At 70.1% G+C, this 26701-nt stretch carries 21 protein-coding genes and 2 tRNA genes; 14 read left to right on the top strand and 9 right to left on the bottom strand.

What is annotated here, in order from left to right; translation table 11 throughout:
- Positions 1 to 5 precede the first annotated feature (5 nt).
- A complete protein-coding gene (locus tag IO20_RS0107180) occupies positions 6 to 1019 on the bottom strand; it encodes a hypothetical protein (protein WP_030550561.1) in 1014 nt (337 codons plus the stop codon).
- A gap of 198 nt (positions 1020 to 1217) precedes the next feature.
- On the bottom strand, positions 1218 to 3764 hold the full coding sequence (gene pepN, locus IO20_RS0107175) for an aminopeptidase N (protein ID WP_030550558.1): 2547 nt from the start codon (positions 3762 to 3764) through the stop codon (positions 1218 to 1220).
- Positions 3765 to 3908: 144 nt separating this feature from the next.
- On the opposite strand from pepN, the gene IO20_RS0107170 reads away from it, so the two are divergent.
- Positions 3909 to 4544: a mycothiol-dependent nitroreductase Rv2466c family protein gene (locus tag IO20_RS0107170; RefSeq protein ID WP_030550556.1), complete on the top strand. Its 636-nt coding sequence runs from the start codon at positions 3909 to 3911 to the stop codon at positions 4542 to 4544.
- A gap of 131 nt (positions 4545 to 4675) precedes the next feature.
- Here the strand turns inward: IO20_RS0107170 and IO20_RS0107165 are convergent, their stop codons facing one another.
- The 3 genes from IO20_RS0107165 to IO20_RS0107155 form a co-directional block, all read right to left on the bottom strand.
- Positions 4676 to 5320, bottom strand: a complete 645-nt coding sequence (locus IO20_RS0107165) for a superoxide dismutase (RefSeq protein WP_030550554.1) — start codon at positions 5318 to 5320, stop codon at positions 4676 to 4678.
- A gap of 126 nt (positions 5321 to 5446) precedes the next feature.
- Positions 5447 to 6856, bottom strand: a complete 1410-nt coding sequence (locus IO20_RS0107160; RefSeq protein ID WP_030550553.1) for an amino acid permease — start codon at positions 6854 to 6856, stop codon at positions 5447 to 5449.
- 114 nt (positions 6857 to 6970) lie between these two features.
- Positions 6971 to 8368 carry an amino acid permease gene (locus IO20_RS0107155; RefSeq protein WP_030550551.1) on the bottom strand — a complete coding sequence of 466 codons (1398 nt, stop codon included), beginning with the start codon at positions 8366 to 8368 and terminating at the stop codon, positions 6971 to 6973.
- A 273-nt stretch (positions 8369 to 8641) separates the two neighbouring features.
- On the opposite strand from IO20_RS0107155, the gene IO20_RS0107150 reads away from it, so the two are divergent.
- Positions 8642 to 9235, top strand: a complete 594-nt coding sequence (locus IO20_RS0107150) for a biotin transporter BioY (RefSeq protein WP_030550549.1) — start codon at positions 8642 to 8644, stop codon at positions 9233 to 9235.
- A 68-nt stretch (positions 9236 to 9303) separates the two neighbouring features.
- Here IO20_RS0107150 and IO20_RS0107145 read toward each other — a convergent pair whose 3' ends face one another.
- On the bottom strand, positions 9304 to 10749 hold the full coding sequence (locus tag IO20_RS0107145; RefSeq protein WP_030550547.1) for an amino acid permease: 1446 nt from the start codon (positions 10747 to 10749) through the stop codon (positions 9304 to 9306).
- A gap of 197 nt (positions 10750 to 10946) precedes the next feature.
- On the opposite strand from IO20_RS0107145, the gene IO20_RS0107140 reads away from it, so the two are divergent.
- Together IO20_RS0107140 and IO20_RS0107135 are read left to right on the top strand one after the other, a co-directional pair.
- Positions 10947 to 11441: a ribose-5-phosphate isomerase gene (locus IO20_RS0107140; RefSeq protein WP_030222594.1), complete on the top strand. Its 495-nt coding sequence runs from the start codon at positions 10947 to 10949 to the stop codon at positions 11439 to 11441.
- A complete protein-coding gene (locus tag IO20_RS0107135) occupies positions 11441 to 12250 on the top strand; it encodes an Fpg/Nei family DNA glycosylase (RefSeq protein WP_030550545.1) in 810 nt (269 codons plus the stop codon). The genes IO20_RS0107140 and IO20_RS0107135 overlap by 1 nt, the downstream gene beginning before the upstream one ends.
- 19 nt (positions 12251 to 12269) lie before the next feature.
- Here IO20_RS0107135 and IO20_RS0107130 read toward each other — a convergent pair whose 3' ends face one another.
- Entirely contained in the window at positions 12270 to 13499 is a 1230-nt protein-coding gene (locus tag IO20_RS0107130) for a GNAT family N-acetyltransferase (protein WP_030550543.1), read from the bottom strand.
- Between the two features lie 106 nt (positions 13500 to 13605).
- Between IO20_RS0107130 and IO20_RS0107125 the strand changes: the two genes are divergently transcribed.
- Positions 13606 to 14751, top strand: coding sequence for a PP2C family protein-serine/threonine phosphatase (locus tag IO20_RS0107125; protein ID WP_030550541.1), 1146 nt, complete (start codon positions 13606 to 13608; stop codon positions 14749 to 14751).
- 169 nt (positions 14752 to 14920) lie between these two features.
- Positions 14921 to 15115 (top strand): hypothetical protein, encoded by a 195-nt coding sequence (locus tag IO20_RS0107120; protein WP_015033610.1) that lies wholly within the window; start codon positions 14921 to 14923, stop codon positions 15113 to 15115.
- Positions 15116 to 15169: 54 nt separating this feature from the next.
- On the opposite strand, the gene IO20_RS0107115 is transcribed toward IO20_RS0107120, so the two are convergent.
- A tRNA-Gly gene (locus IO20_RS0107115) sits at positions 15170 to 15240 on the bottom strand.
- A gap of 132 nt (positions 15241 to 15372) precedes the next feature.
- Between IO20_RS0107115 and IO20_RS0107110 the strand changes: the two genes are divergently transcribed.
- The 5 genes from IO20_RS0107110 (at position 15373) to clpX (ending at position 20032) form a co-directional block, all read left to right on the top strand.
- A tRNA-Pro gene (locus IO20_RS0107110) sits at positions 15373 to 15449 on the top strand.
- A 171-nt stretch (positions 15450 to 15620) separates the two neighbouring features.
- Positions 15621 to 17006 (top strand): trigger factor, encoded by a 1386-nt coding sequence (tig, locus tag IO20_RS0107105; RefSeq protein ID WP_030550539.1) that lies wholly within the window; start codon positions 15621 to 15623, stop codon positions 17004 to 17006.
- 240 nt (positions 17007 to 17246) lie between these two features.
- Positions 17247 to 17864, top strand: coding sequence for an ATP-dependent Clp protease proteolytic subunit (locus tag IO20_RS0107100; protein ID WP_030222580.1), 618 nt, complete (start codon positions 17247 to 17249; stop codon positions 17862 to 17864).
- 65 nt (positions 17865 to 17929) lie between these two features.
- A complete protein-coding gene (locus IO20_RS0107095; protein ID WP_030222575.1) occupies positions 17930 to 18592 on the top strand; it encodes an ATP-dependent Clp protease proteolytic subunit in 663 nt (220 codons plus the stop codon).
- Positions 18593 to 18748: 156 nt separating this feature from the next.
- Complete coding sequence (clpX, locus tag IO20_RS0107090; RefSeq protein ID WP_015033605.1) at positions 18749 to 20032, top strand: ATP-dependent Clp protease ATP-binding subunit ClpX; 1284 nt, start codon at positions 18749 to 18751, stop codon at positions 20030 to 20032.
- Positions 20033 to 20099: 67 nt separating this feature from the next.
- On the opposite strand, the gene IO20_RS0107085 is transcribed toward clpX, so the two are convergent.
- On the bottom strand, positions 20100 to 21068 hold the full coding sequence (locus IO20_RS0107085) for a hypothetical protein (RefSeq protein ID WP_030550536.1): 969 nt from the start codon (positions 21066 to 21068) through the stop codon (positions 20100 to 20102).
- Positions 21069 to 21206: 138 nt separating this feature from the next.
- Between IO20_RS0107085 and IO20_RS0107080 the strand changes: the two genes are divergently transcribed.
- From IO20_RS0107080 to folC, 3 genes are all read left to right on the top strand, one after another.
- Positions 21207 to 23828 carry a valine--tRNA ligase gene (locus tag IO20_RS0107080; protein ID WP_030550535.1) on the top strand — a complete coding sequence of 874 codons (2622 nt, stop codon included), beginning with the start codon at positions 21207 to 21209 and terminating at the stop codon, positions 23826 to 23828.
- A 144-nt stretch (positions 23829 to 23972) separates the two neighbouring features.
- Positions 23973 to 25115, top strand: coding sequence for a sensor histidine kinase (locus IO20_RS0107075; protein ID WP_037634836.1), 1143 nt, complete (start codon positions 23973 to 23975; stop codon positions 25113 to 25115).
- 83 nt (positions 25116 to 25198) lie between these two features.
- Positions 25199 to 26698, top strand: coding sequence for a bifunctional tetrahydrofolate synthase/dihydrofolate synthase (gene folC / locus IO20_RS0107070; RefSeq protein ID WP_030550531.1), 1500 nt, complete (start codon positions 25199 to 25201; stop codon positions 26696 to 26698).
- The last annotated feature ends 3 nt before the right edge of the window (positions 26699 to 26701 follow it).

Genomic DNA, 26701 nt, shown 5'->3' with positions numbered 1-26701 from the left:
GCCGTTCACCGCGGCAGGACGACGACGTACGCGGCGGGCTGCCGGTCGGGCGAGGCCATCAGGGCCGTACGCACCACGGTGGCCTGCTGGTCCCTCGCCTCGCGCAGCTTGCGCGGGGTGAGGTGGACGACCGTGATGCCGAGCCGCTCCAGGTGCTCCCGCTTGCGGGTGTACTCGGACCACAGCGCGTCGTCGTCCTGCCGCGGCGCCCGGGTGTCCAGCTCGACCGCGACCGCCTGGTCGGGCCAGTAGGCGTCCACGCCGCCCAGGTGCGGGCCGCCCGGCAGCCGCAGGTCCACGTTCCACAGCGGGTCCGGCAGGCCGAACTCCCGCACCATCTCGTACAGGCGCTCCTCGGAGAGCGCTCGTCCCTCGACGAGGAGGGCGTCCACCGCGTCCACCACGTGCGGCCGGGTCAGCAGCCGGGCCCGGCTCAACTCGCGTACCACCGTCGCCGGTTCGCAGTGGCCGCCGCGGACGGCCTCGGTGAGCAGCCGGCGTACCGTCTCGGCGTCCGAGAGCCCCGACACCGCGTCGGCGAGGGCGCGGGCGACCGGGGCGACGGGAAGGTCCGTCAGCTCCACGGGCTCGGGGGACTCCGGGGCGCGCACGATCCGCACCCAGCCGGTCGACCGCAGTCGCCGGGTGCGCGGCACCAGGACGTCGATCCGGTCCAGGGCGGTGAGCGGGGGAGCGGAGGAGAAGCGGTGCAGGGTCAGCGCGGCGAGCCCGGTGATCATCGCCTCGGGTCCCTGCGTGGGGACGGCCCCGGTCCTGCGGGCGTACAGGAGCGCGGCGCGGAGCCGGTCCTCGCTGGTGGGGGGTCCGGGCTGGAGCAGGAAGACGCCGGGCAGCAGCTGCTGCCAGCCGCCGGGCCCGCAGTGGGCGGCGACCTCGGCGGCGGGAACGCCCTGCGCCCTCAACTGCTCGGCGGAGGCGAGACGTTCGGCGCGACCCGTGGTGCCGATGCGGGAGGCGAGGGGGGCGGGGCGGCGGGTGATGGGGGTGTTGTGGTTCATGCCGGGGGTCTTCCGCTCCCGAAGGCTGCCCTAACCTCTGTTACACGCTCGTCGACATTTGGGGACAAGCCTGCCCTAAAGTACGCGCGTTCGAGTGCCGAAAAGGGGCCGCGCGCCAGGGCCACCCAGGCCGGTGGGGGGCCGCGCACGCCGGTGGGGGCCGCGCGCCGAAGCCCGCGACCCCCACCGGTGGGAAAACTACGCCGCCAGACGGTCGCAGGCCTGCGCGCGCAGCGCCCGCGCCAGGTCGTCCCGCGCCTCCAGGACAAGCCGCCGCAGCGCCGGAGCCGCCGACTCGTGCGCCGACAGCCACGCGTCCGTCGCGGTCAGCGTCGCCTCGTCGTCCTGGAGCCCCGGGAACAGGCCCCGGACCACGTCCATGCCGATCTGGATGGACCGCTCGGCCCACAGCCGCTCGATCGCCGCGAAGTACTTCTCCGCGTACGGGGCGATCAGCTCACGCTGCGAGGGCTGGACGAAGCCCGCGATCGTCGCCTCGACCAGTGCGTTCGACAGGGTGTCCGACTCGACGACCTGCGCCCAGGCCTGCGCCTTGACGGCGGCCGAGGGCCGCGAGGCCAGCAGGCGCACCTGGTGGCGCTTGCCCGTCGCCGTGTCGTCCAGGGCCAGCTCCTCGCCGATCCGCGCCTCGTCGGCCCGCCCGTGCACGGCGAGGGGGGAGAGCAGCGCCCAGCGCAGCTCCTGGTCGACGTCGAGCCCGTCGATCTTCGCCGTGCCGTCGAGCAGCCCCTCCAGGAGCTGGAAGTCGGCGTCGGTGGAGGCCGTCGCCGCGAAGAACCGCGCCCACGTCAGCTGGTGCTCGCTGCCCGGCTCGGCCACCCGCAGCTCACGGAGGCCGCCCTCGGCGAGCAGTCGACCGCCCCGTTCGCGCCACTCGGGGGCCGCGTAGAGGGTGACGGCGGACTTCGTCCAGGCGTGCACCATCTGCAGGACGCCGATGTCGGTCTCGCGGCCCGCGAAGGCCAGCGCCACGGCGACGAAGTCGCGGGCGGGCATCAGCCCGTCGCGGGTCAGGTTCCACAGCGCCGACCAGCACAGGGCGCGGGCGAGCGGGTCGGTGATGTCGCCGAGGTGTGCCCGCAGGGTGGCGAGCGAGCGCTCGTCGAAGCGGACCTTGCAGTAGGTGAGGTCGTCGTCGTTGACGAGGACCAGGTCGGGCTTGTCCTGGCCGGTCAGGTCGGTGATGACCGTCCGGGTGCCGGTGATGTCGGCCTCGGCCCGCGCGTACCGGACGAGTTCTCCGCCCGAAAGACGGTAGAGGCCGACGGCGGCGCGGTGCGGGCGCAGCTCGTCGCCCTCCTGGACGACGGCGAGCTCGGTGATCCGGCCCTCCGCGTCGTAGGTGACGGCCGGGGTCAGCGCGTTCACGCCGGAGGTCTGGAGCCAGGACTTCGCCCAGGTCCTCATGTCGCGGCCGGAGGTCTCCTCCAGGATCGACAGGAGGTCGGCGAGCCGCGTGTTCCCGTAGGCGTGGCGCTTGAAGTAGCGGCGCGAGCCCTCCAGGAAGGCGTCCCGTCCGGCGTACGCCACGAGCTGCTTGAGCACCGACGCGCCCTTGGCGTACGTGATGCCGTCGAAGTTGAGCTTGGCGTCCTCCAGGTCACGGATGTCGGCCGTGATCGGGTGGGTGGACGGCAGCTGGTCGGCGCGGTACGCCCAGGACTTGCGGTTGTTGGCGAAGGTCACCCAGCTGTTGGTGAAGCGGGTCGCCTCGGCGTTGACGAAGGAGCCCATGAAGTCCGCGAAGGACTCCTTCAGCCACAGGTCGTCCCACCACACCATGGTGACCAGGTCGCCGAACCACATGTGCGCCATCTCGTGCAGGATGACGTTGGCACGGGCCTCGTACGCGGCCTGCGTGACCTTGCCCCGGTAGATGTACTCCTCGCGGAAGGTCACCATGCCCGGGTTCTCCATCGCGCCGAGGTTGTACTCGGGGACGAAGGCCTGGTCGTACTTCCCGAAGGGGTACGGGTAGTCGAAGTTGTCGTGGAAGAAGTCGAAGCCCTGCTTGGTGATCAGGAAGACGTCGTCCGCGTCGAAGTGCTTCGCGAGCGACTTCCGGCACATCGCGCCGAGCGGGATCTCCAGCTCGCCGCGCGTGTAGCTGTCGGTCACGTAGTGGTACGGGCCCGCCACGACACACGTGATGTACGTGGAGATCGGCGCCGTCTCCGCGAACCGCCAGACCCCCTCGGCGTCCTGCTGCCCCGCGCCGTTCGACCAGACCGTCCAGCCCTCGGGCGCGGTCACCGAGAAGCGGTACGGGGCCTTGAGGTCGGGCTGCTCGAAGTTGGCGTAGACCCGTCGGGCGTCGGCCGGCTCGTACTGCGTGTAGAGGTAGACCTCGCCGTCCTCCGGGTCGACGAAGCGGTGCATGCCCTCGCCGGTCCGGCTGTAGGCGCACCGCGCGTCCACCACGAGCGTGTTCTCGTCGGCGAGGCCGTCGAGCGCGATCCGGGAGCCGTCGAAGACGACCGCCGGGTCGAGGGAGCGCCCGTTGAGGGTGACCGCGTCCACGGAGGGGGCGATCAGGTCCACGAAGGTGCTCGTGCCGTCGCCGGTGCGACGGAAGCGGATCGTCGTCTCCGAGCGGAAGGTGCGCACCGCCTCGTCGGAGTCGCCGACCGCCGACCGCAGGTCGAGGACGACCTCGTACCCGTCGACGGACAGCAGCGCGGCCCGCTCCTGGGCCTCGTCGCGGGACAGATTCTCACCGGGCACGGTCACTCCTTCGTGGCGCGTTCGAAACAGCACCGATCCTCCCATGTGCCACTGTCACGCGGCGCACGGGAATGCCGTAGGGCGGTCATGGCGTTGGCTCGTTTCGGCCCACCCCCTTTCAGCACGGTCGTACCGAGGAGTGACATGTCCGAGAGCAGGACCACCGCCGAGTTCTTCTTCGACCCCCTGTGCCCGTGGGCCTGGATGACCTCCCGCTGGATGCTGGAGGTCGAGAAGGTGCGGCCGGTCGACGTGAGCTGGAAGGTCATGAGCCTGGCCGTGCTCAACGAGAACCGGCTCGACGAGCTCCCCGAGGAGTACCGGGAGATGCTGGAGACCAAGGCGTGGGGCCCGGTCCGGGTCGTCATAGCCGCCCAGCAGCTGCACGGCGACGAGGTCGTCGGCAAGCTCTACACCGCGCTCGGCACCCGCTTCCACAACAACGGCGAGGGCCCGACCCGCGAGGCGATCGTCGGAGCCCTGACGGACGTCGGCCTGCCCGGGGACCTGGCGGACTACGCCGACAAGGACACGTACGACACGGAGCTGCGCGCCTCCCACAAGGAGGGCATCGACAAGGTCGGCCAGGACGTCGGCACCCCGGTCATCGCGGTTCCGGGCGCGGACGGCGACGAGGTCGCCTTCTTCGGCCCTGTCGTCACCCCGACCCCGCGCGGCGAGGCGGCCGCCCGCCTGTGGGACGGCACGCTGCTCGTGGCGTCGACGCCGGGCTTCTACGAGATCAAGCGCACCCGCACGGCGGCACCCAGCTTCGAGTAGTCCGCCGGTCCGCGGTACGCCCGCGTACGCCCGCATGCGCGGAACCCCCGCGATTCACGTCATCGCGGGGGTTCCGCCTTCATCCGCCTGCCCCGTGAAGGCTGAGAAGACGATCACGAGCAGGGCGTCTGTCAGCCGCCGATGAGCGGGGTGCGTCCCTGGGCGTCCGCGTAGCGCCTGCTCACGTCCTGCCAGTTGACGACCTGCCACATCGCCTCGATGAAGTCCACCTTCTGGTTCTTGTACTGGAGGTAGAAGGCGTGCTCCCAGGCGTCGAAGACCAGGATCGGGACGGAGCCCTGGCCGACGTTGCCCTGGTGGTCGTAGACCTGCTCGACGATGAGCCGGCCGCTGACCGGCTCGTACGCGAGGACACCCCAGCCGGAGCCCTGGGTGGTCGCGGCGGCCTTGGTCAGCTGGGCCTTGAACCTGGCGAAGGAGCCGAAGGACTCGGTGATCGCGTCCGCGAGGTCACCGACGCCGTCGGCGGCCAGCGGCTCGCCGCCGCCACCGTCCTTCGGGCTGTCCATGTTCTGCCAGTAGATGCTGTGCAGGATGTGGCCGGAGAGGTGGAACGCGAGGTTCTTCTCCAGGCCGTTGACCGCGCCCCACGCGTCCTTCTCCCGGGCCTCCGCCAGCTGCTCCAGGGTGTCGTTGGCGCCCTTCACGTAGGCCGCGTGGTGCTTGTCGTGGTGCAGCTCGATGATCTCCGGGCTGATCACCGGTTCCAGCGCCGCGTAGTCGTAGGGAAGTTCAGGAAGTGTGTAGATCGCCATGCCGGGCCCTTCCACCTCTTATTGCACATCCTATGCAAGTGCAGGCTATCAGCAAGAAGATCAACGGCATACGAAGAACCCCCGAACCGAGAGGCGGTCCGGGGGCTTCGGGGAAGAAGGCGGGAATCAGGAGGTACGGTCCGCCGCCTTCTGGCGTACGAAGCCGGCGACGGCCAGCAGCAGCGTCAGGCCGCCCGTCCAGTACAGCTGCACCCGGGTGCCCTCCTCGCGGGCCATCAGGACGAAGATCGCCGCCATGCCGGCCAGCGCAACCCACGTCAGGACCGGGAAGGCCCACATCCGCACGACCAGCTTCTCGGGCGCCTCGCGCTCGGTGCGGCGGCGCAGCACCAGCTGGGAGGCGGCGATGAAGAACCAGACGACCAGGATGATCGCGCCGATCGTGTTGAGCAGCCAGACGAAGATGTCCTCCGGGCGCCAGTAGCTGAGCAGCACGCAGGCGAAGCCGAAGGCGGAGGAGACGAGCACCGCGGGACGCGGGACCCCGCCGAAGGTGCGGCCGAGCGCCTTCGGGCCCTGGCCGCGCGAGACCAGCGAACCGGCCATGCGGGAGGCCCCGTAGATGTTGGCGTTCATCGCCGACAGCAGGGCGACGAGCACGACCACGTTCATGATCTGGCCGGCCGCGGGGATGCCCAGGTGGTCGAGGGTGGCGACGTACGGGCCCTTCTCGACGACCGCCTTGTCACCCCACGGGACGAGCGTCACGATGACCGCCATCGAGCCGATGTAGAAGAGCGCGATCCGCCACATCGCCGTCCGCACGGCCTTGGCGACACCCTGCACCGGGTGCTCCGACTCGGCCGCCGCGATGGTGACCGTCTCCAGGCCGCCGTACGCGAAGACGGAGGCGAGCAGACCCACGATCAGGCCCTCGGAGCCGTGCGGGAAGAAGCCGCCCGCGCCGGTGAGGTTCGCGGTGCCGGGGGAGTCCGTGCCGGGCAGGACGCCGACGATGGCGAGCACGCCGATGCCGAGGAAAAGGACGATCGCGCCGACCTTCAGCGCGGCGAACCAGAACTCGAACTCCCCGAAGTTCTTCACGGCCGCCAGGTTGGTGGCGCAGAAGACCAGCATGAAGAGCGCGACCCAGGCCCACTCGGGGCTGCCCGGGAACCAGCCGGTCATGATCTTGGCCGCGCCGATGCCCTCGAGGCCGACGGCGACGCAGAGCAGGAACCAGAAGGCCCACCCGGCGGTGAAACCGGCCCACGGGCCGAGGGCCCGCTCGGCGTGGACGGAGAAGGAGCCGGACGCCGGGTTCGCCGCGGACATCTCGCCGAGCATCCGCATCACGAGCATGACGAGCACGCCCGAGATCGCGTACGCGATGACGATCGAGGGCCCGGCGGCGGCGATGCCGGCCCCGGAACCGACGAAGAGTCCGGCGCCGATGACACCGCCGAGGGCGATCATCGACAGATGGCGCTGCTTGAGGCCGTGCGTGAGGCCCTCGGCAGGTGCGTTCGCGCCGTCCTTCCGATCGGCCGGCGCGGGCGCGGTGGTCCGAGACATGGGCGAGCCCTGTTCACTAGCTGAGACGAGGAGAGCCCACAGTCTGGGCGGGCCCACCGCTCACAGGGAACATGCGTCCGCTATACGGTCACCGACCTCACACATCGTGAAGGATTAGTTCCGGTTCGTACGCAGTTCCCGCACCCAGGCCACCAGGAGCACCGCCCCGGTCGCTCCCGCCGACCACAGCACCTGCGGCCGCGCCGCGTCGTCGGACAGCATCAGGACGAGCACCGCCCCCATCGCGGCGAGCGCCACCCAGGTCAGCCACGGGAAGCCCCACATCCGCAGCGTCAGCGTCTGCGGCGCCTGACGCTCGATCCGGCGCCGCAGCCGCAGCTGAGAGACCGCGATGAGCGCCCAGACGAAGAGCAGCACCGCCCCGACGGCGTTGAGCATGTAGAGGAAGACGGAATCCGGCCACTTCAGATTCAGGAGTACGGAGACGAAGCCGAAGGCCACCGAGGCGAGCACCGCCCGGCGCGGGACTCCTCCTCCGGACACCCGGAGCAGCCCCTTCGGCGCCTCTCCGCGCTCCGCGAGCGAGAACACCATCCGCGAGGAGCCGTACAGGTTCGCGTTGAGGGCCGAGAGCAGCGCCACGAACACCACCACGTTCATGATCTGCCCCGCCGCCGGCACCCCGATCGAGTCCAGGACCGCCACGTACGGCGACTCGCCCGGCTTCATCGAGGTCCACGGCAGCAGCGTCACGATCACCAGCATCGAGCCCACGTAGAAGAGGAGGATCCGCCACACCGCGCTGCGCACCGCCCGCGCCACGTTCCGCGCCGGGTCGTCCGACTCGGCCGCCGCGATGGTGACGACCTCCAGGCCGCCGAAGGCGAAGACGACGGCGAGGACGCCGGAGACGACGCCCTCCCAGCCGTTCGGCAGGAAACCGCCCTGCCCGGTCAGGTTCGCGAGCCCCACGGGGTCCGTGTCGGGGAGCAGGCCGATGATGGCGAGTGTCCCGAGGATCAGGAAGAGCACGATCGCGCCGACCTTGAGCGCCGCGAACCAGAACTCGAACTCACCGAAGTTCTTCACCGCCGCCAGGTTGGCGAGGGTGAACACGATCATGAAGACCAGCACCCAGCCCCACTGCGGGACCTCCGGCACCCAGCCGTTCGCGATCCGCGCCGCGCCCGTCGCCTCCACGGCGAGGACCACCACCAGCAGGAACCAGTACAGCCAGCCCACCGAGAAGCCCGCCCACCGGCCGAGCGCCCGCTCGGCGTGCACCGAGAAGGCCCCCGAGGCCGGCATCGCCGCCGACATCTCGCCCAGCATCCGCATGACGAGCATCGCGAGCGCGCCGGCGAGCAGGTACGAGACGACGATGCCGGGTCCGGCGACGGCGATGCCCGCGCCCGAGCCGACGAAGAGCCCGGCGCCGATCACGCCGCCCAGTCCCAGCATCGTCAGATGACGCTGCTTCAGACCGTGGGAGAGGGGCTCCGGTTCGGTGAGGGGACCGATGGCCTGAGGGGACGGCGGGGCGTCGCGCATGGTGGGGGCTCGCGCTCTCGGGGAGTTGACACTTTATGGAGACCCCACAGTCTCTCTGGTGACGTCCCCCCGACGCAAAAGGGACGTCTCACGGAGAGCGCCAGTGACAAGGGTCACGTGGCGGGAAGCGCGGAATCCGGCATGGAATCCGTCCTTTGTCGGAACCCGATGAAGCGGCTGGCTCCCGCTTTGTCGGCGGCTGACGGTGATCGAGCGTTCACTCCTGGCATACCGTCAATCCGTCCCCCTCACCCTCACCCTCGCGGAGTACCGATGAGCACCGCCGCCGCCCCCGCCCGTACCCTCCGTGCGGGCACCGTCCTCGCCGACCTGCTCCCGGCGAGCCGCACCCGCGAGATCGCCCTCGTCGTCGGAGGCGCCGCCCTCACCGGCCTCGCCGCGCAGCTCTCCGTCCCGGTCCCCGGCTCCCCGGTCCCGGTCTCCGGCCAGACCTTCGCCGCCCTGCTCGTCGGCACCGCGCTCGGCGCCCGCCGCGGCTTCCTCGCCCTGGCCCTGTACGCGGTGGCCGGCATGGCGGGCGTGCCGTGGTTCGCGCAGGCCACCTCCGGCTACGGGATGCCGTCCTTCGGCTACATCCTCGGCATGCTCCTCGCCTCGACCGTCGTCGGCGCCCTCGCCCGCCGCGGCGCCGACCGCTCCGTGCTCCGCACGGCCGGCGCGATGGTCCTCGGCTCGGCGATCATCTACGCCGTCGGCGTGCCGTACCTGGCGCTCGCCACCGGCATGACCCTCGGCCAGGCCGTCGCCGCCGGCCTCACCCCGTTCCTCATCGGCGACGCCCTCAAGGCGGCCCTCGCCATGGGCGCCCTCCCGGCCGCCTGGAAGCTCCTCGACCGCAAGGGCTGAGCCCCCCGGCACGGAAAAGGGCCCTGCCGCTCCCGGAGGAGCGACAGGGCCCTTTCGCGTACGAGGAGCTACACGAGGTCCCGGCGTCGGGCCGACTTCGCGACACGCTCCTTGACCAGCGCGATCGCGATCACGAGCGCGGCCACCAGGAGCGAGAGCACGACCTGCTCGCGGGCGCTGCCGCCGTCGTACAGCATGTAGCCGAGGACGAAGACGATCATGGCGATCGTCGCCCAGGTCAGGTACGGGAAGAGCCACATCCGCACGACCAGCTTCTCGGGCGTCTCGCGCAGGATGATGCCGCGCATCCGCAGCTGGGTCACGCAGATGACCAGCCAGACGAAGAGCGCCACCGCGCCGGAGGAGTTCAGCAGGAAGGCGAAGACGGTGTCCGGCCACTTGTAGTTGAAGAAGACCGCGACGAAGCCGAAGACGACCGAGCCGAGGATCGCCGCCGTCGGCACGCCCCGCTTGTTGACCTTGGCGAAGGCCTTCGGGGCGTCACCGCGCCGGCCGAGCGAGAAGGCCATGCGCGAGGCGGTGTAGAGGCCCGAGTTCAGGCAGGACAGGACGGCCGTCAGGACGATCACGTTCATGACCTGGCCGGCGTGCGCGATGCCGATGGAGTCGAGGGCGGCGACGTACGAGCCCTTGTCGACGATCGACTTGTCGTTCCACGGCAGCAGGGTGAGGACGACGAAGATCGAGCCCAGGTAGAAGACGCCGATGCGCCAGATCACGCTGTTGGTGGCCTTGGTGACCGCCTTCTGCGGGTCCTCGGACTCGCCGGCGGCGAGGGTGACGATCTCACTGCCCATGAAGGAGAAGACGACCATCAGGACGCCGGTGAGGATCGCTCCCGCACCCATCGGGAAGAAGCCCCCGGAGTCGGTGAGGTGGGCGAACCCGGCGCCCGGGTTGTCCGAGCCGGGCAGCACGCCGAAGACCGCGAGCAGTCCGATGCCGACGAAGGCGGCGATGGCGACGACCTTGATGCCGGCGAACCAGAACTCGAACTCGCCGTACGAGGCCACGGAGCCGAGGTTGGTCGCGGTGAGCACCACCATCACGATGAGGGCCCAGGCCCACTGCGGGACGGCCGGGACCCAGCTCTCCAGGATGACCGCGCCTGCGGTCGCCTCGACGGCGAGGACGACGACCCAGAAGAACCAGTAGAGCCAGCCGATGCTGAAACCGGCCCAGCGGCCGAGGGCCTGGTCGGCGTAGGCGGAGAAGGAGCCGGAGGAGGGCCTGGCGGCGGCCATCTCGCCGAGCATCCGCATCACGAAGACGACCATGGTGCCGACGAGCGCGTACGAGAGCAGGATCGCGGGGCCGGCCGCGGCGATGCCGGAGCCGGAGCCGACGAAGAGGCCGGCACCGATGACACCGCCGATGGCGATCATCGACAGGTGACGGTTCTTGAGTCCGGCCTTGAGGCCGTCGGAGGAGTGCGACGTCCCGGGGGTACCGGTCTCCTCGCCGTCCTTCGTCAGGGTCGGTTGCGTGTTCATGGACGCTTCCTCGTGTGTGTGGGGGCGCTCGGGTCGCGAGCCTGAGCATTGAACACTGTGGACAGGGGTGATCGGAAGGCCTCATTCCGGATCGTTGTACGGGCGACCGCGCGAGAGTCGAAGGTCCGTACCAGGCCGGGTGAACGTCCCGACCCCGCTGCCTGCTACCCGGCCCCTGACATGCCACACTCGGCACCATGCGCGTCTACATCGGTTCCGACCACGCCGGATACGAACTCAAGAACCACCTCGTCGAGTGGCTCACCGCACACGGCCACGAGCCGGTCGACTGCGGTCCCCACATCTACGACGCCCTGGACGACTACCCGCCGTTCTGCCTGCGCGCCGCGGAGAAGACGGCCGCGGACCCCGACGCCCTGGGCATCGTCATCGGCGGCTCCGGCAACGGCGAGCAGATCGCCGCGAACAAGGTGAAGGGGGTGCGCGCCGCCCTCGCCTGGAGCGAGCAGACCGCCGCCCTCGGCCGCGAGCACAACAACGCCAACGTGATCTCCGTCGGCGGCCGGATGCACACCCGGGAAGAGGCGACCAAGTTCGTCGAGATCTTCCTGAACACCCCGTACTCCGGTGACGAGCGTCACACCCGGCGCATCGACATGCTCACCGCGTACGAGACCACCGGCGAGCTCCCCCCGATCCCGGCCCACCACCCGCAGGAGCCGACCGCCTGATGCCCGAAGGGCACACGATCCACCGACTGGCCGCCGACCACCGGGAACGGTTCGGCGGCCGGTCCGTGCGGGTGACCAGCCCGCAGGGGAAGTTCGCGGACTCGGCGGCACTGCTCGACGGCACCGTCCTCGAGACCACCGAGGCCCACGGCAAGCACCTCTTCCTCGGCTTCGCCGGCATGGGCTGGGTCCACATCCACCTGGGCCTCTTCGGCAAGGTGAACTTCGGGACGGCGCCGGCCGCGCCCCCCACCGACACCGTCCGGCTGCGCATCGCCCACGAGGACGCTCACGTCGACCTGCGCGGCCCCACCACGTGCGCCCTGATCACGGACGCCGAGAAGCGGGCGATACACGACCGCCTCGGCCCCGACCCGCTCCGCGAGGGCGACGACCCCACGAGGGCCTGGCACCGGATCTCGAAGTCCCGCACCACCATCGCGGCCCTGCTCATGGACCAGAAGATCATCGCCGGCGTCGGCAACGTCTACCGCGCCGAGGTCCTCTTCCGGCACGGCATCGACCCGTACCGCGCCGGCCGGGACCTCACGGCGGGGGAGTGGGACACGATCTGGACCGACCTGGCGATGCTGATGCGCGAGGGCGTCCGGCTCAACCGCATCGACACGGTCCGCCCCGAGCACACCCCCGAGGCGATGGGCCGCCCGCCCCGCGTCGACGACCACGGCGGCGAGGTCTACGTCTACCGCCGCGCGCACCAGCCGTGCCACCTCTGCGCCACGGAGATCCGCACGGCGGACCTGGCGAACCGCAACCTCTTCTGGTGCCCGCGCTGCCAGCAGCCCTAGAGCCTGTCCGGACCAGGCCCTAGAACCCGTGCGGCAACCACGGAGCGACCGGCGATCCGAGTGCCACCGACGCCTCGACCAGCGCCCCCTCCCGCAGCTCCCGCACCCGCCCGGCCCCGGCCAGCGACACCAGCGAGTTCCCCCCGAGGTACGCCGCCCCCAACTCCCGTACGGACAGCGCCAGGTCCGGCGCGTCCTCCGTACGGACACAGCTCGCGCCCTTCTGGTCCCCGGTGAGCCGCCACCGCCCCGCGTTCCACGGACAGAACGCGTCCTCGACCTCGAACACCACGTCCACCGGCGCCTGGTACGTCCGCGCCTCGAGGGCCGCCCCCACCTCCACCAGCCGCACGTGCAGCGAGTCCCGCAGGGTCGGCGCGCACCGCCGAACGTCGCTCACCAGGTGCTGCCAGCCGTCGTCGACCGGCCGGCTCCGGATCTGCACCTCCGAGACCAGGTCCACCGAGCAGAGGAACCGCCACAGGGCCGCCTCGGCCGCCGGGTCGAGCCCCATCAGCTGATGCACCTGCACGGCCCCTTGGGCCCCCGTCGGCGACCAGTCCGGCTTGATCGCGTAGTGCGTGAACCCCACGACCTCCCCGTCCCGCTCCGCCAGCACGCACAGCCGCGGCGACGCGCCCTCCCGGTCGCCCGGAGGATCGATCAGCGGCAGCCGCTCCCACTCCGGCCGGCGGGCCAGCATCCCGGGCCGACGCGGCACGAGACGCGCGTACACGGACTCACAGACGGCGGCGGACTCCGTCAGGTCGGCCTGCCGCAGCGCCACCCGGTCCGTGCCCTCCGGCACCGACAGCCGCACCCGCGTCGTGTCGATCGTCGCCCGCGCCCCGTACGCGCCGACGCCGTACCCGAACCGCCCGTAGATCTCCGGCTCCGAGGCCGTGAGCACCGAGAGGAACTCGCCCGCGGCCCGCAGGTCGTCCAGCTGCCGCCGCATCATCGAGGTCAGGATCCCGCGCCGCCGGTGCGTGCCCGCCACGCTCACCATCGTCACGCCGGCCGCCGGGACCGAGGCCCCGCCCGGCACCGTCAGCCGGAACGTGAACGCTCCCGCCGTACCCACGCACAGGTCGCCGTCCCACGCTCCCAGGAACCGGTCGAACTCGGTCAGATCGCGCCACAGTCGTCGCTCCTCCGGCGACTCCGCCACACCTCCGAAGGCGAGTTCGAGAACCCCGTACCAGCGGTCCCAGTCGCTCGGGTCGAGAACCCGCAGTTCAGTCGTCATATGCCATCGATATCAGCGGCGCGCGTCCAAGGCGACCCGATTTCGCGCGCATTGTCACCGGGGTACCCCTGCGCGATGTCGGACGGGATGGATAGGGTCCAGGCCAATGGGACACCGCGCCGGAGTGAACACGTACGCGGCCCGGACGCGCAGACGCGCCCGCCGGGCCCGCATCGCGCTGCGCAAGTCCGGCGTCGACTACTTCCGCGGCGACGGCTCCGACTGGCTCGCCTTCGCCGGACTCCTCCTGATGATTCCGGCCATCGCCGTCGGAACCCTCCTCGACCCCGTCTGGTGCTCGCCCGCCGCGCTCGTGCTGCCCATCGTGGCCGGCGGACTGCTGCTGCGCCCCGCCAGCCTCCTCGGTCTGTACGCGACGGCCGCCGGCGCCCTCATCGTCGAATCCGTCGTCCTCGGCCCGTACACCCAGGGCCCCGCCAGGGTCACCCCCGGCACCGTCCTCGTCGTCGCCGCCTGCGGCCTCTTCGGACTGCTCATCGCCCAGTTCAGGGCCCGGGTCGGCGTGCCCTGGCGGCGCGGCGGCACCATGCTCTTCGACCTCCGCGAACGCATCCGCGTCCAGAGCGCCCTGCCCCGGCTCCCCCAGGGCTGGCACCGCGAGATGGCACTCCGCCCGGCCGGCGGCCAGTCCTTCTCCGGCGACTTCGTCGTGGCCGCCCGCACCCACGGCGGCCGCACCCTGGAGGTCGTCCTCACCGACGTGTCCGGCAAGGGCATGGACGCCGCCTCCCGCTCCCTCCTGCTCTCCGGAGCCTTCGGCGGCCTCCTCGGCTCGCTCCCACCGCACGGCTTCCTCCCCGCGGCCAACGGCTACCTGCTCCGCCAGAACTGGGACGAGGGCTTCGCCACCTCCATCCACCTCGTCCTCGACCTGGAATCCGGCGACTACGAACTCTTCTCCGCCGGCCACCTGCCCGCCCTCCAGCTCCACGCGGGCGGCGGCCGCTGGGAGGAGAAGGCCGCCGAAGGACCCCTCCTCGGCGTCTACGACGGCGCCGAGTTCCACCCGGTGAAGGGCTCGCTGCGCCCTGGCGACGTCCTCATGCTCTTCACCGACGGACTGGTCGAGGCCTCGGACCGGGACATCGCCGAGGGCATCGACCGCCTCACCGGCGAGGCCGACCGCTGCGTCACCGACGGCTTCGAGGGCGTCGCCTGGCACCTGATCGAAGCCGTGGCCAAGGACGTCAACGACGACCGCGCCCTGCTGCTCATCTCGCGCCCCGCGTAGGGAGCGTCGCTACCAGACGTCTCGCTTTTTCCGCCAGCCGCAGACGAGACGATTCGTCACCAGGCAGCGGGGGCAGGGAGGTTGGTGGCACGATGGAGACAGCGGGGGGTGTTCCGGGACTCGGACTCCCTGGTGGGCAAGGCGGGACCGACCGAGGGTGTGATCAGTTGTGGCCATTTCACTGTCTGTGGTGTTGCTGTTGGCAATCATCCTGGTGGTGTTGATCCGCGGGGGGAACCTCAAGGGCGGCCCGGCGGTGGTCGCGGTGCTCTTCGGCTTCTTCCTCGCCTCCACCGGCATGGCCGACGACATCCAGCGCTTCCTGGACTCGATAACGCAGACGGTGGCCTCCATCAAGTTCTGAGGCTGCCCCAGAAACGAAGAAAACCCCAGGTGACCTGGGGTTTTCTTCATTGAGAGCGGGTGACGGGAATCGAACCCGCGTAGCTAGTTTGGAAGACTAGTGCTCTACCATTGAGCTACACCCGCACAGCGTCGCGCCGCAGGTCAGAAGGACCGCGGCACGAAGAGCATGGTAGCGGTTCCGGGGCGGTTCGCGCACACCCGTAAAACAGGGGGCGCCGGACAGTCTCCGTCCATGTACCCTACGTGTCGCACCGACGGGGTGTGGCGCAGCTTGGTAGCGCGTCCGCTTTGGGAGCGGAAGGCCGTGGGTTCAAATCCCGCCACCCCGACCATGACGATCACGCGCTCACCTTGCGCACCCTTGATCACGTTGTGGGCGTCATCCCGCTTGCGGTTACTATGCAAGCTGCGTGCCCGTGTGTCTTTCTGACCGGGCCGACCTGCCGGAACCGCTTCACGCGGTGCCGGTGGATTCCAGGAATCAGCCACAAGGAGACCGAACCGTGAAGAGCGCCGTGGAGACCCTGAACCCGACTCGGGTTCGGCTCACTGTCGAGGTGCCCTTCGAGGAGCTCAAGGACAGCCTCGACGCGGCGTACAAGAAGATCAACCAGCAGGTCACGGTCAAGGGCTTCCGTAAGGGCAAGATCCCTGCTCGCGTGATCGACCAGCGGTTCGGCCGCGGCGCCGTGCTGGAAGAGGCCGTCAACGACGCGCTCCCGAAGTTCTACACCGAGGCCGTCAACGAGGCCTCCGTCAACCCGCTCGGCCAGCCCGAGGTCGACATCACCGAGCTGAAGGACGGCGAGCTGCTGGCCTTCACCGCCGAGGTCGACATCCGCCCGACGATCGAGATCCCGGACTACTCCGGCATCGAGGTCACCGTCGACGCGGTCGAGGTCACCGACGAGGACGTCGAGAAGTCCGTGGAGCAGCTCCGTGAGCGCTTCGCCTCGACCTCCCCGGTCGAGCGGGCCGCCCAGGACGGCGACGTCGTCACCATCGACCTCGAGGCCAAGGTCGACGGCGAGGTCCTGCCCGACGGTGTCGCCGACGGTGTCTCGTACACCATCGGTTCCGGCGAGCTGCTCGACGGCATCGACGAGGCCGTCAAGGGCCTGGAGGCCGGTGGCGAGGCCACCTTCACCTCGCAGCTGAAGGGCGGCTCCGCCGAGGGCAAGGACGCGGAGGTCACCGTCAAGGTCACCACCGTCGCCGCCCGTGAGCTCCCCGAGCTCGACGACGAGTTCGCGCAGATGGCGTCGGAGTTCGACACCCTCGACGAGCTCAAGGCCGACAGCCGCAAGCGCCTCGAGAACATGAAGCAGTTCGACCAGGCCACCCAGGCCCAGGAGCGCGTCCTCGACGAGCTCCTCAAGCTGGTCGAGGTCCCGATGCCCGAGAAGCTTCTCGAGGACGAGATCAACACCCGCAAGCACAACCTGGAGCACCACCAGCTCGGCCAGATGGGCCTCGACCTCGCGAAGTACCTGGAGATCCAGGGCAAGACCGAGGAAGAGTTCCTGGCCGAGACCAAGGAGCAGGCCGAGAAGGGCATCAAGACGCAGTTCATCCTCGATGAGCTCGTCAACAAGGAGAAGCTCGACGTCTCCCGCGAGGAGCTCACCGAGCACCTGTTCCGCCGTGCCGCCTCCTCCGGCATGAGCCCCGACCAGTTCGCCCAGGCCGTGGCCGAGGGTGGCCAGGTTCCGATGCTCGTCGGCGAGGTCGCCCGCGGCAAGGCCCTCGCGGTCGTCGTCGAGGCCGCCAAGGTCGTCGACAGCAACGGTGAGGTCGTCGACCTCTCGGACGACGAGGACGAGGTCGAGGCCGCCGCCGACGCCGTCGAGGCCGTCACCGGCGAGACCGAGGTCTCCGAGGACAAGTAAGGGGCCCCCGCCTCACGCGGACCCTGTTCCACGGGCCCGTACGCACCCCTGTGCGTACGGGCCCGTGGACGTACGCGGACCCGGTCGCGCGCCCCAACTACCTTGCGCTCCCAGCGAACAGTTCGGGAACCGGGATGGCGTTGTCCTACCTGCGCGTTAGGGTCCATGAATACGAGGGCAGTGCCCTCTGAACGAGACGCTGAGACGGCCCCCGGCCGTCGGAGACGAGCAGGTGGATACGTGACGAATCTGAAGCCTTACGCCGCGGGTGAGCCGTCCATCGGTGGCGGCCTCGGCGACCATGTCTACAACCGGCTGCTCGGCGAGCGCATCATCTTCCTCGGTCAGCAGGTCGACGACGACATCGCCAACAAGATCACCGCCCAGATGCTCCTCCTGGCCGCCGAGCCGGAGAAGGACATCTTCCTGTACATCAACAGCCCCGGCGGCTCCGTGACGGCCGGTATGGCCGTCTACGACACGATGCAGTTCATCCCGAACGACGTCGTCACCATCGGCATGGGCATGGCGGCCTCGATGGGCCAGTTCCTGCTCACCGCCGGCACCCCCGGCAAGCGCTTCGCGCTGCCGAACACCGACATCCTGATGCACCAGGGCTCCGCCGGCATCGGTGGCACGGCCTCCGACATCAAGATCCAGGCCGAGTACCTTCTCCGTACGAAGAAGCGCATGGCCGAGATCACCGCGCACCACTCCGGCCAGACCATGGAGACGATCATCCGCGACGGCGACCGCGACCGCTGGTTCACCGCGGAGGAGGCCAAGGACTACGGCCTGATCGACGACATCATCACGCACGCCGCGGGTGTTCCGGGCGGCGGCGGCACGGGCGCCTGAGCGCCGGCAGCCCCCCGAAGAGCCCCAGCCCCCCGCCGAACGCCACCAGGACGGTGAACACCCAGATGCAGAACAACCTCTCCCCGAGCGGCCTCTACACCGGCGCGCCGATGGACAACCGCTACGTCGTGCCGCGCTTCGTCGAGCGCACCTCGCAGGGCGTGCGCGAGTACGACCCGTACGCGAAGCTCTTCGAGGAGCGCGTGATCTTCCTCGGCGTGCAGATCGACGACGCCTCCGCCAACGACGTCATGGCGCAGCTGCTGTGCCTGGAGTCGATGGACCCCGACCGTGACATCTCGATCTACATCAACAGCCCCGGTGGCTCCTTCACCGCGCTGACCGCGATCTACGACACGATGCAGTTCGTGAAGCCGGACATCCAGACGGTCTGCATGGGCCAGGCGGCCTCCGCCGCGGCCGTGCTGCTCGCCGCCGGTACCCCCGGCAAGCGGATGGCCCTGCCGAACGCCCGCGTGCTGATCCACCAGCCGTCCGGCGGCACCGGCCGTGAGCAGCTCTCCGACCTGGAGATCGCGGCCAACGAGATCCTGCGCATGCGCAGCCAGCTCGAGGAGATGCTGGCCAAGCACTCCTCGACGCCGATCGAGAAGATCCGCGACGACATCGAGCGCGACAAGATCCTGACGGCCGAGGACGCCCTGGCGTACGGCCTGATCGACCAGATCGTCTCGACCCGTAAGACCACGTCCGCCGCGGCACACTGACGCCGACCTTTCCCCTGGCACGGTCCGTGTGGCCGAATCGCGACCATGTGAACCGTGTCAAGGGGGGCCCGAACGGGGGGCCCGGCAAGGTACCGTCGAATATGAGGCACCAGGAGTCGCTGAACCAAGCACTCCCAGGCGAAGGGGAAGCACCTCGTGGCACGCATCGGTGATGGCGGCGATCTGCTCAAGTGCTCGTTCTGCGGAAAGAGCCAGAAGCAGGTGAAGAAGCTCATCGCGGGACCCGGTGTGTACATCTGCGACGAGTGCATCGACCTCTGCAACGAGATCATCGAGGAAGAACTCGCGGAGACGAGCGAGGTGCGCTGGGAAGAACTTCCCAAGCCTCGCGAGATCTACGAGTTCCTCGAGGGATACGTCGTGGGGCAGGAGCCCGCGAAGAAGGCCCTCTCGGTCGCGGTGTACAACCACTACAAGCGCGTCCAGGCCGGCGAGAACGGCGGCGCGCAGGGCCGGGACGACGCCATCGAGCTGGCGAAGTCCAACATTCTGCTGCTCGGCCCCACGGGCTCGGGGAAGACGCTGCTCGCGCAGACCCTGGCCCGGATGCTCAACGTCCCGTTCGCCATCGCCGACGCGACGGCGCTGACGGAGGCCGGCTATGTCGGCGAGGACGTCGAGAACATCCTGCTCAAGCTGATCCAGGCGGCCGACTACGACGTCAAGAAGGCCGAGACCGGGATCATCTACATCGACGAGATCGACAAGGTCGCCCGCAAGAGCGAGAACCCGTCGATCACGCGTGATGTGAGTGGTGAGGGCGTCCAGCAGGCCCTCCTGAAGATCCTGGAAGGCACGACGGCCTCCGTCCCGCCCCAGGGCGGCCGGAAGCACCCGCACCAGGAGTTCATCCAGATCGACACGACGAACGTGCTCTTCATCGTGGGCGGCGCCTTCGCCGGCCTGGAGAAGATCATCGAGTCGCGGGCGGGCGCCAAGGGCATCGGCTTCGGGGCGACCATCCGCTCCAAGCGCGAGATCGAGGCGAGCGACCAGTTCCAGGAGGTCATGCCGGAGGACCTGGTGAAGTTCGGGATGATCCCGGAGTTCATCGGCCGTCTCCCGGTCCTCACCTCGGTCCACAACCTGGACCGCGAGGCGCTCCTCCAGATCCTGGTCGAGCCGCGGAACGCCCTGGTGAAGCAGTACCAGCGCCTCTTCGAACTCGACGGCGTGGAGCTGGACTTCGACCGCCCGGCCCTGGAGGCCATCGCCGATCAGGCGATCCTCCGCGGCACCGGCGCGCGCGGCCTGCGCGCCATCATGGAGGAGGTCCTCCAGTCGGTGATGTACGAGGTCCCGTCCCGCAAGGACGTGGCCCGGGTCGTCATCACGGCGGACGTCGTGCGCAACAACGTCAACCCGACGCTGGTCCCGCGGATCGTGAAGAACGACGGCAGGCACGAGAAGTCGGCCTGAGCCGTACGGACAGCGAAGGGGCGCCCCACCGGACCGGTGGGGCGCCCCTTCGCTGTGGCACGTCGGATCAGAGCTTGACGCGGATCTCCTTGCGGAGGCTCGCGGCGATGGTGGAGGTTCCCTCCACGGTGCCGCCCTTGCCGGCCATCAGCTCGGCGAGGTTGAAGTGCATCACATAGCCGATGGTGCTGTGGTCACCCCAGACGCACACGGGCATGGTGACTTCCTTGGGGCCGGCACCCCCGGCGTCGGAGTCCGGCTTGACCTTCATCTCCTGGCACTTCATCACGGCACCGTCGAGGCCTGCGGGGTTGACCGTCCTGGGGTCGCCGACGAGCTCGCCGTCCTTGTCCTTCTCGGCCTCGGCCTTCATGGTGGCGAAGACGTTGTCGACGGTCTTCTCCGGGTCGTCGATCTCGCCGTACACGCCGCCGAACGTCATCATCTTGCCGGCGAGCGGGTTGGCCTTGTCCTCGACCTGCCACGAGCCGTTGACCTCGGTGGGGTTCTTGACCCCGAGCTTCGCGGAGTCCTTGACGAGGTTGTCGTCATCCGACTTCTTGCCCTCGTCGGGCATCTTCTTGTACTCGGTGAGCACCGTCGCCGGGGTGGTCAGCTTGTGCGGGCCGTCGTTCGCGACCGAGGAACCGCCGCCGTCGCCGAGCAGGAAGTACGCGCCCACACCGAGCGCCGCGACCACCGCGACCGCGCCGATGATGATGCCCGCCTTGGACTTCTTCGGAGCCGGCGGGTGCGGTACGTAGCCGCCGGGGCCCTGGGGGGCGCCGTACGGCGGCTGCTGGCCGTACGGGCCGGGCTGCTGGGGCTGCTGGGGGTAGCCGTAAGGGGGCTGCTGCTGCGGCGGGACGCCCTGCGGGGCCTGCTGGGGGTATCCGTAACCCGGCTGCGGAGCCTGCGGCGGCTGGCCGTACGGGCCCGGCTGCTGCGGCTGCTGGCCGTACGGGCCCGGCTGGCCGTAGGGGCCGGGCTGCTGGGGCGGCTGACCGCCGTACGGGCCGGGCTGGTTGTAGCTCATCGACAGGTTCCCCTCACAGAATGTTTATGGCTACCGAACATCCTGGCGGAACCGCCGGGCGGTCCGTGCGGCGGGGGCCACACCGTTACCGAACCAAAGCGTTTCAGGACAGGGCCGCAACACCCCTAAACTGGCCCGGTGACCGAGAACACTCAGCAGCAGACAGCGCCCACCACCGAACTGCCGACCCAGTACGCGCCGGCCGAGGTAGAGGGGCCGCTGTACGAGCGCTGGGTAGAGCGCGGGTACTTCGAGGCGGACGCGAAGAGCGAGAAGCCGCCGTACACCATCGTCATCCCGCCGCCGAACGTCACCGGCTCGCTCCACCTGGGCCACGCCTTCGAGCACACGCTCATCGACGCCCTCACCCGCCGCAAGCGCATGCAGGGCTTCGAGACGCTGTGGCAGCCGGGCATGGACCACGCCGGCATCGCCACCCAGAACGTCGTCGAGCGCGAGCTCGCCAAGGAGGGCAAGTCCCGCCACGACCTGGGCCGCGAGGCGTTCGTCGAGCGCGTCTGGCAGTGGAAGGCCGAGTCCGGTGGCCAGATCTCCGGTCAGATGAAGCGCCTGGGTGACGGCGTCGCCTGGTCCCGTGAGCGCTTCACCATGGACGAGGGCCTGTCCCAGGCCGTCCAGACCATCTTCAAGAAGCTCTACGACGACGAGCTGATCTACCGCGCCGAGCGCATCATCAACTGGTGCCCGCGCTGTCTGACGGCGATCTCGGACATCGAGGTCGAGTACCAGGACGACGACGGCGAGCTCGTCTCCATCCGGTACGGCGAGGGCGACGAGTCCCTGGTCGTCGCGACCACCCGGGCCGAGACGATGCTCGGTGACACGGCCGTCGCCGTCCACCCCGACGACGAGCGGTACAAGCACCTGGTCGGCAAGCAGATCAAGCTGCCGCTGACCGACCGCACGATCCCGGTCGTCGCCGACACCCACGTCGACCCCGAGTTCGGCACCGGCGCCGTCAAGGTGACCCCGGCGCACGACCCCAACGACTTCGAGATCGGCCAGCGCCACAACCTGCCGAACCTCGCCGTCATGGACGAGCGCGCGGTCATCACCGTGCACGGCCCCTTCCAGGGCCTGGACCGCCTGGAGGCCCGCTCCGCCATCGTCGCCGCGCTGCGCGCCGAGGGCCGGATCGTCGCCGAGAAGCGGCCGTACGTCCACTCCGTCGGCCACTGCTCGCGCTGCAAGACCACCATCGAGCCGCGCCTGTCGATGCAGTGGTGGGTCAAGGTCGGCCCGCTCGCGCAGGCCGCCGGTGACGCGGTCCGCGACGGCAAGGTCAAGATCCACCCGCAGGAGATGGAGAAGCGGTACTTCGACTGGGTCGACAACCTGCACGACTGGTGCATCTCGCGCCAGCTGTGGTGGGGCCACCGCATCCCCGTCTGGTACGGCCCGAACGGCGAAGTGGTCTGCGTCGGACCGGACGAGCAGCCGCCGACGGGCGAGGGCTGGCACCAGGACACGGACGTCCTGGACACCTGGTTCTCCTCCGGCCTGTGGCCGTTCTCCACGCTCGGCTGGCCCGAGCGGACCGAGAGCCTCGAGAAGTTCTACCCGAACTCCGTCCTGGTCACCGGCTACGACATCCTCTTCTTCTGGGTCGCCCGGATGATGATGTTCGGTCTGTACGCGATGGACGGCACCCCGCCGTTCCACACCATCGCCCTGCACGGCATGGTCCGTGACCAGAACGGCAAGAAGATGTCGAAGTCCTTCGGCAACGTGGTCAACCCGCTGGACTGGATGGACGAGTACGGCTCCGACGCCGTCCGCTTCACCCTGGCCAACGGCGCCAACCCGGGCGTCGACGTCCCCATCGGCGAGGACTGGGTCAAGGCGTCCCGCAACTTCGCCAACAAGATCTGGAACGCGACCCGCTTCGCGCTGATGAACGGCGCGACGGTCGAGGGCCCGCTGCCCGACGCGTCGCAGATGTCCGCCACGGACCGGTGGATCCTCTCCCGTCTCAACAAGACGGTCGCCGAGGTCGACGCGTTCTACGACGACTACCAGTTCGCGAAGCTCGCCGACGCCCTCTACCACTTCGCGTGGGACGAGGTCTTCGACTGGTACGTCGAACTGTCGAAGACCACGTTCTTCGCGGGCGGCGAGCAGGCCAAGGTCTCCGGCCGGGTCCTCGGCGAGGTCCTGGACGTCATGCTGCGCCTGCTGCACCCGATCGTCCCGTTCGTCACCGAGACGCTCTGGACCACGCTCACCGGCGGCGAGTCCCTCGTCATCGCCGACTGGCCGGTCGACTCCGGCTTCCGCGACGAGGCCGCCGAGAAGGAGATCGAGCTCGTCCAGCAGGTCGTCACCGAGGTGCGCCGGTTCCGCTCGGACCAGGGCCTCCAGCCCGGCCAGAAGGTCCCCGCCCGTCTCGACGTGGCCGGCACCGCGCTGGCCCCGCACGAGGCGGCCATCCGCCAGCTGCTGCGCCTCCAGCCGGAGGGCGAGGGCTTCTCCGCCACCGCCTCCCTGCCGGTCGCCGGCGCCACGGTCGCGCTCGACCTGTCGGGCACGATCGACGTGGCCGCGGAGCGCAAGCGCCTCGCGAAGGACCTCGCCGCCGCCGAGAAGGAGAAGGCCCAGGCGAACGGGAAGCTCGGCAACGAGGCCTTCCTCGCCAAGGCCCCGGACAACGTGGTCGACAAGATCCGCACCCGCCTGGCCAAGGCGGACGAGGACATCGCCCGCATCGAGGCCCAGCTGGCGAACCTGCCGCAGGCCTGACCCGTACGCGAAGGGGCCCGGAACCGGTACACGGTTCCGGGCCCCTTCGCATACACCCCCAAGAGGGGCGAAGTGCCCGAACTCACAACAGACGGGACTTCAGGTCCACGGCGTCGGGCCGAAGGACCCTGGATGATGGAGGGCATGCTCCGCCTCCCCGCCGTTCCCGCGCTGCGCCGTCGCGTGGACCGATGGGCCGGCACGCCCCGCGCGCTCGACGTCGTCGCCGCCCTCAGCGCCTTCGGCCTCATGCTCCTGGACGTGCCGGGGCTCGCCCGCGCCGACAACTCCCTCACCGGCTTCACCGCGACCCTGGTGCTCGCGGCCGGAGCGGCGACCCTGGTGCTCCGGCGCCGACTGCCGGTGCTCCCCTATCTGGTGGCACTGGTCCTGCTGGGCTGCCTGCACGAGCTGACCATGATCCAGTTCGCGCTGTACTCCATCGGCCGCTTCCGGGGGCGCCGCGCCGCCGTCGTCGCGACCCTGCTGTACGTCGGCGTGGCCTACGCGCTCTTCCAGACGCCCGGCTGGCCCGCCCGGCACGGCGACACCCTCAGCGACTTCCTGAGCCTGGTCGTCCCGATCGGCGTCCTCGCGGCGGGCGTCGGCGTCGCCGCGTACCGGCAGGACCTCGTCCGCGCCCTGGAGGACCAGCGGCGCGAGGCCGCCGCCCGGCAGGCCGTCCAGGAGGAGCGGATCTCCGTCGGCCGGGACGTTCACGACCTGGTCGGCCGTGAACTCACCGTCCTCGCGGTACGGGCCGAGGTCCTCGCGGTACGGGCCAGGGGAGACGCCCACCAGAGGGACTTCGAGGAACTCGCGGACACCGCCCGGCGCGCCCATCTGATGCTCAACGAGACGATCGTGCGCCGCGCCGACCGGGACGCGGCCACCCCCGGTCTCGAAGGGCTCGCCGCGCTCGCGGGGGAGAGCGAGCGGATGGGCAGCCCCGTGGAGCTCGCGGTCGCCGAGGAGGCCAAGGCGCTGTCGCCGCTGCGGCAGGCGGCCGTCCACCGGGTCGTCCAGGAGTGCCTGACGAACGCGGCCAAGCACGCGCCGGGCCTGCCGGTGACGGTCGCGATCACCGTGGAGGGCCCCGGTCTGCGGATCGAGGTGCGCAACCCGCTGCCGAAGACCCCGCCGGACCCGGCCCCCGTCTCGACCGGCACCGGCCTGTTCTCCATGGGGGAGCGGGTCACCAGCATGGGCGGCACGCTCACGGCCCGCCGGGAGGACGACGGCTACGTGGTGACGGCGCTGCTCCCGGCGGGCCTATCCACCCCCTAGGGCCGGTACGGCGGGCGGTGGACCGAAAGTCCCGAAAGGGGTGGGTCCCTCGTCCTGTCGGTGCCCCTCCGTAGACTGGCACCGTGAGCGAGCCGAGCGACCCGAGTGACCAGTTCGACGACATCGTCGACGCCGAGACAGACCGAGACCCCGACCTCGCGGTGATCGAGGCCGGCAGCCGTACCCTGCGCACGCAGGCCGGACCGCCGCCGGGCGACCCCGTGCCCGGCCGTCCCGAGGACCCGGAGCTGGACAAGGCGCTGCGCGAGGTCGAGACCGAGCTGTCCACCCGCTGGGGCGAGACCAAGCTGGATCCCTCGGTCACCCGGATCGCGGCCCTGATGGACGTCCTCGGCGACCCGCAGCGCGCGTACCCCTCGATCCACATCACCGGCACCAACGGCAAGACGTCGACGGCCCGCATGATCGAGGCCCTGCTCGGCGCCTTCGAGCTCCGCACCGGGCGGTACACCTCGCCGCACGTGCAGACCATCACCGAGCGGATCAGCCTGGACGGCGCCCCGATCTCCGCCGAGCGGTTCGTCGAGACGTACCAGGACGTCAAGCCGTACGTGGAGCTGGTCGACGCCCGCGAGGAGTACCGGCTCTCCTTCTTCGAGGTCCTCACCGGAATGGCGTACGCGGCCTTCGCCGACGCCCCGGTCGACGTGGCCGTCGTCGAGGTGGGCATGGGCGGCACCTGGGACGCGACGAACGTCATCGACGCCTCCGTCGCCGTCGTCACCCCGATCGACCTCGACCACACCGACCGGCTCGGCGGCACGACCGGCGAGATCGCCGGCGAGAAGTCCGGGATCATCAAGCAGGGCGCGACCGTGATCCTGGCGCAGCAGCCGGTGGACGCGGCGCAGGTCCTGCTCAAGAAGGCCGTCGAGGCGGACGCCACCGTCGCCCGCGAGGGCATGGAGTTCGGCATCGTCTCCCGCGAGGTCGCGGTCGGCGGGCAGCTCCTGACCCTGCGCGGTCTGGGCGGCGAGTACGACAACGTCTTCCTGCCGCTGCACGGCGCCTACCAGGCGCACAACGCGGCGGTGGCGCTCGCGGCGGTCGAGGCCTTCTTCGGGATCGGCGCCGACCACGCCAGGACCCTGGACCAGGACACGGTCCGCCGGGCCTTCGCCCAGGTGGCCTCGCCCGGACGGCTCGAGATCGTCCGTACCTCCCCGACGGTGCTCCTGGACGCCGCGCACAACCCGCACGGCGCGCGGGCGACGGCGGAGGGCGTCAGCGAGGCCTTCGGCTTCTCGCGGCTCATCGGCGTGGTCTCCACGAGCGGCGACAAGGACGCCAAGGGTCTCCTGGAGGCCTTCGAGCCGATCTTCGCGGAGGTCGTGATCACGGCGAACTCCAACCCGCGGGCCACGGACGTGGACGTGCTCGCCGCGGCCGCGGTCGAGGTCTTCGGCGAGGACCGGGTCGTCGTCGAGCCGCGGCTGCCCGACGCCATCGAGGCGGCCATCACCCTCGCGGAGGAAGAGGCCGAGTACGGCGGCGCGGGTGTCCTGGTGACCGGTTCGATCTTCACGGTCGGCGACGCCCGGCTGCTGCTGCGAAGGGGCTGAACG

The organism is Streptomyces exfoliatus (genome assembly GCF_000725545.1).
Taxonomy (GTDB): domain Bacteria; phylum Actinomycetota; class Actinomycetes; order Streptomycetales; family Streptomycetaceae; genus Streptomyces; species Streptomyces exfoliatus.
The sequence above is the reverse complement of the archived record's forward strand: the minus strand, read 5'-3'. Positions and strand labels throughout refer to the sequence as shown.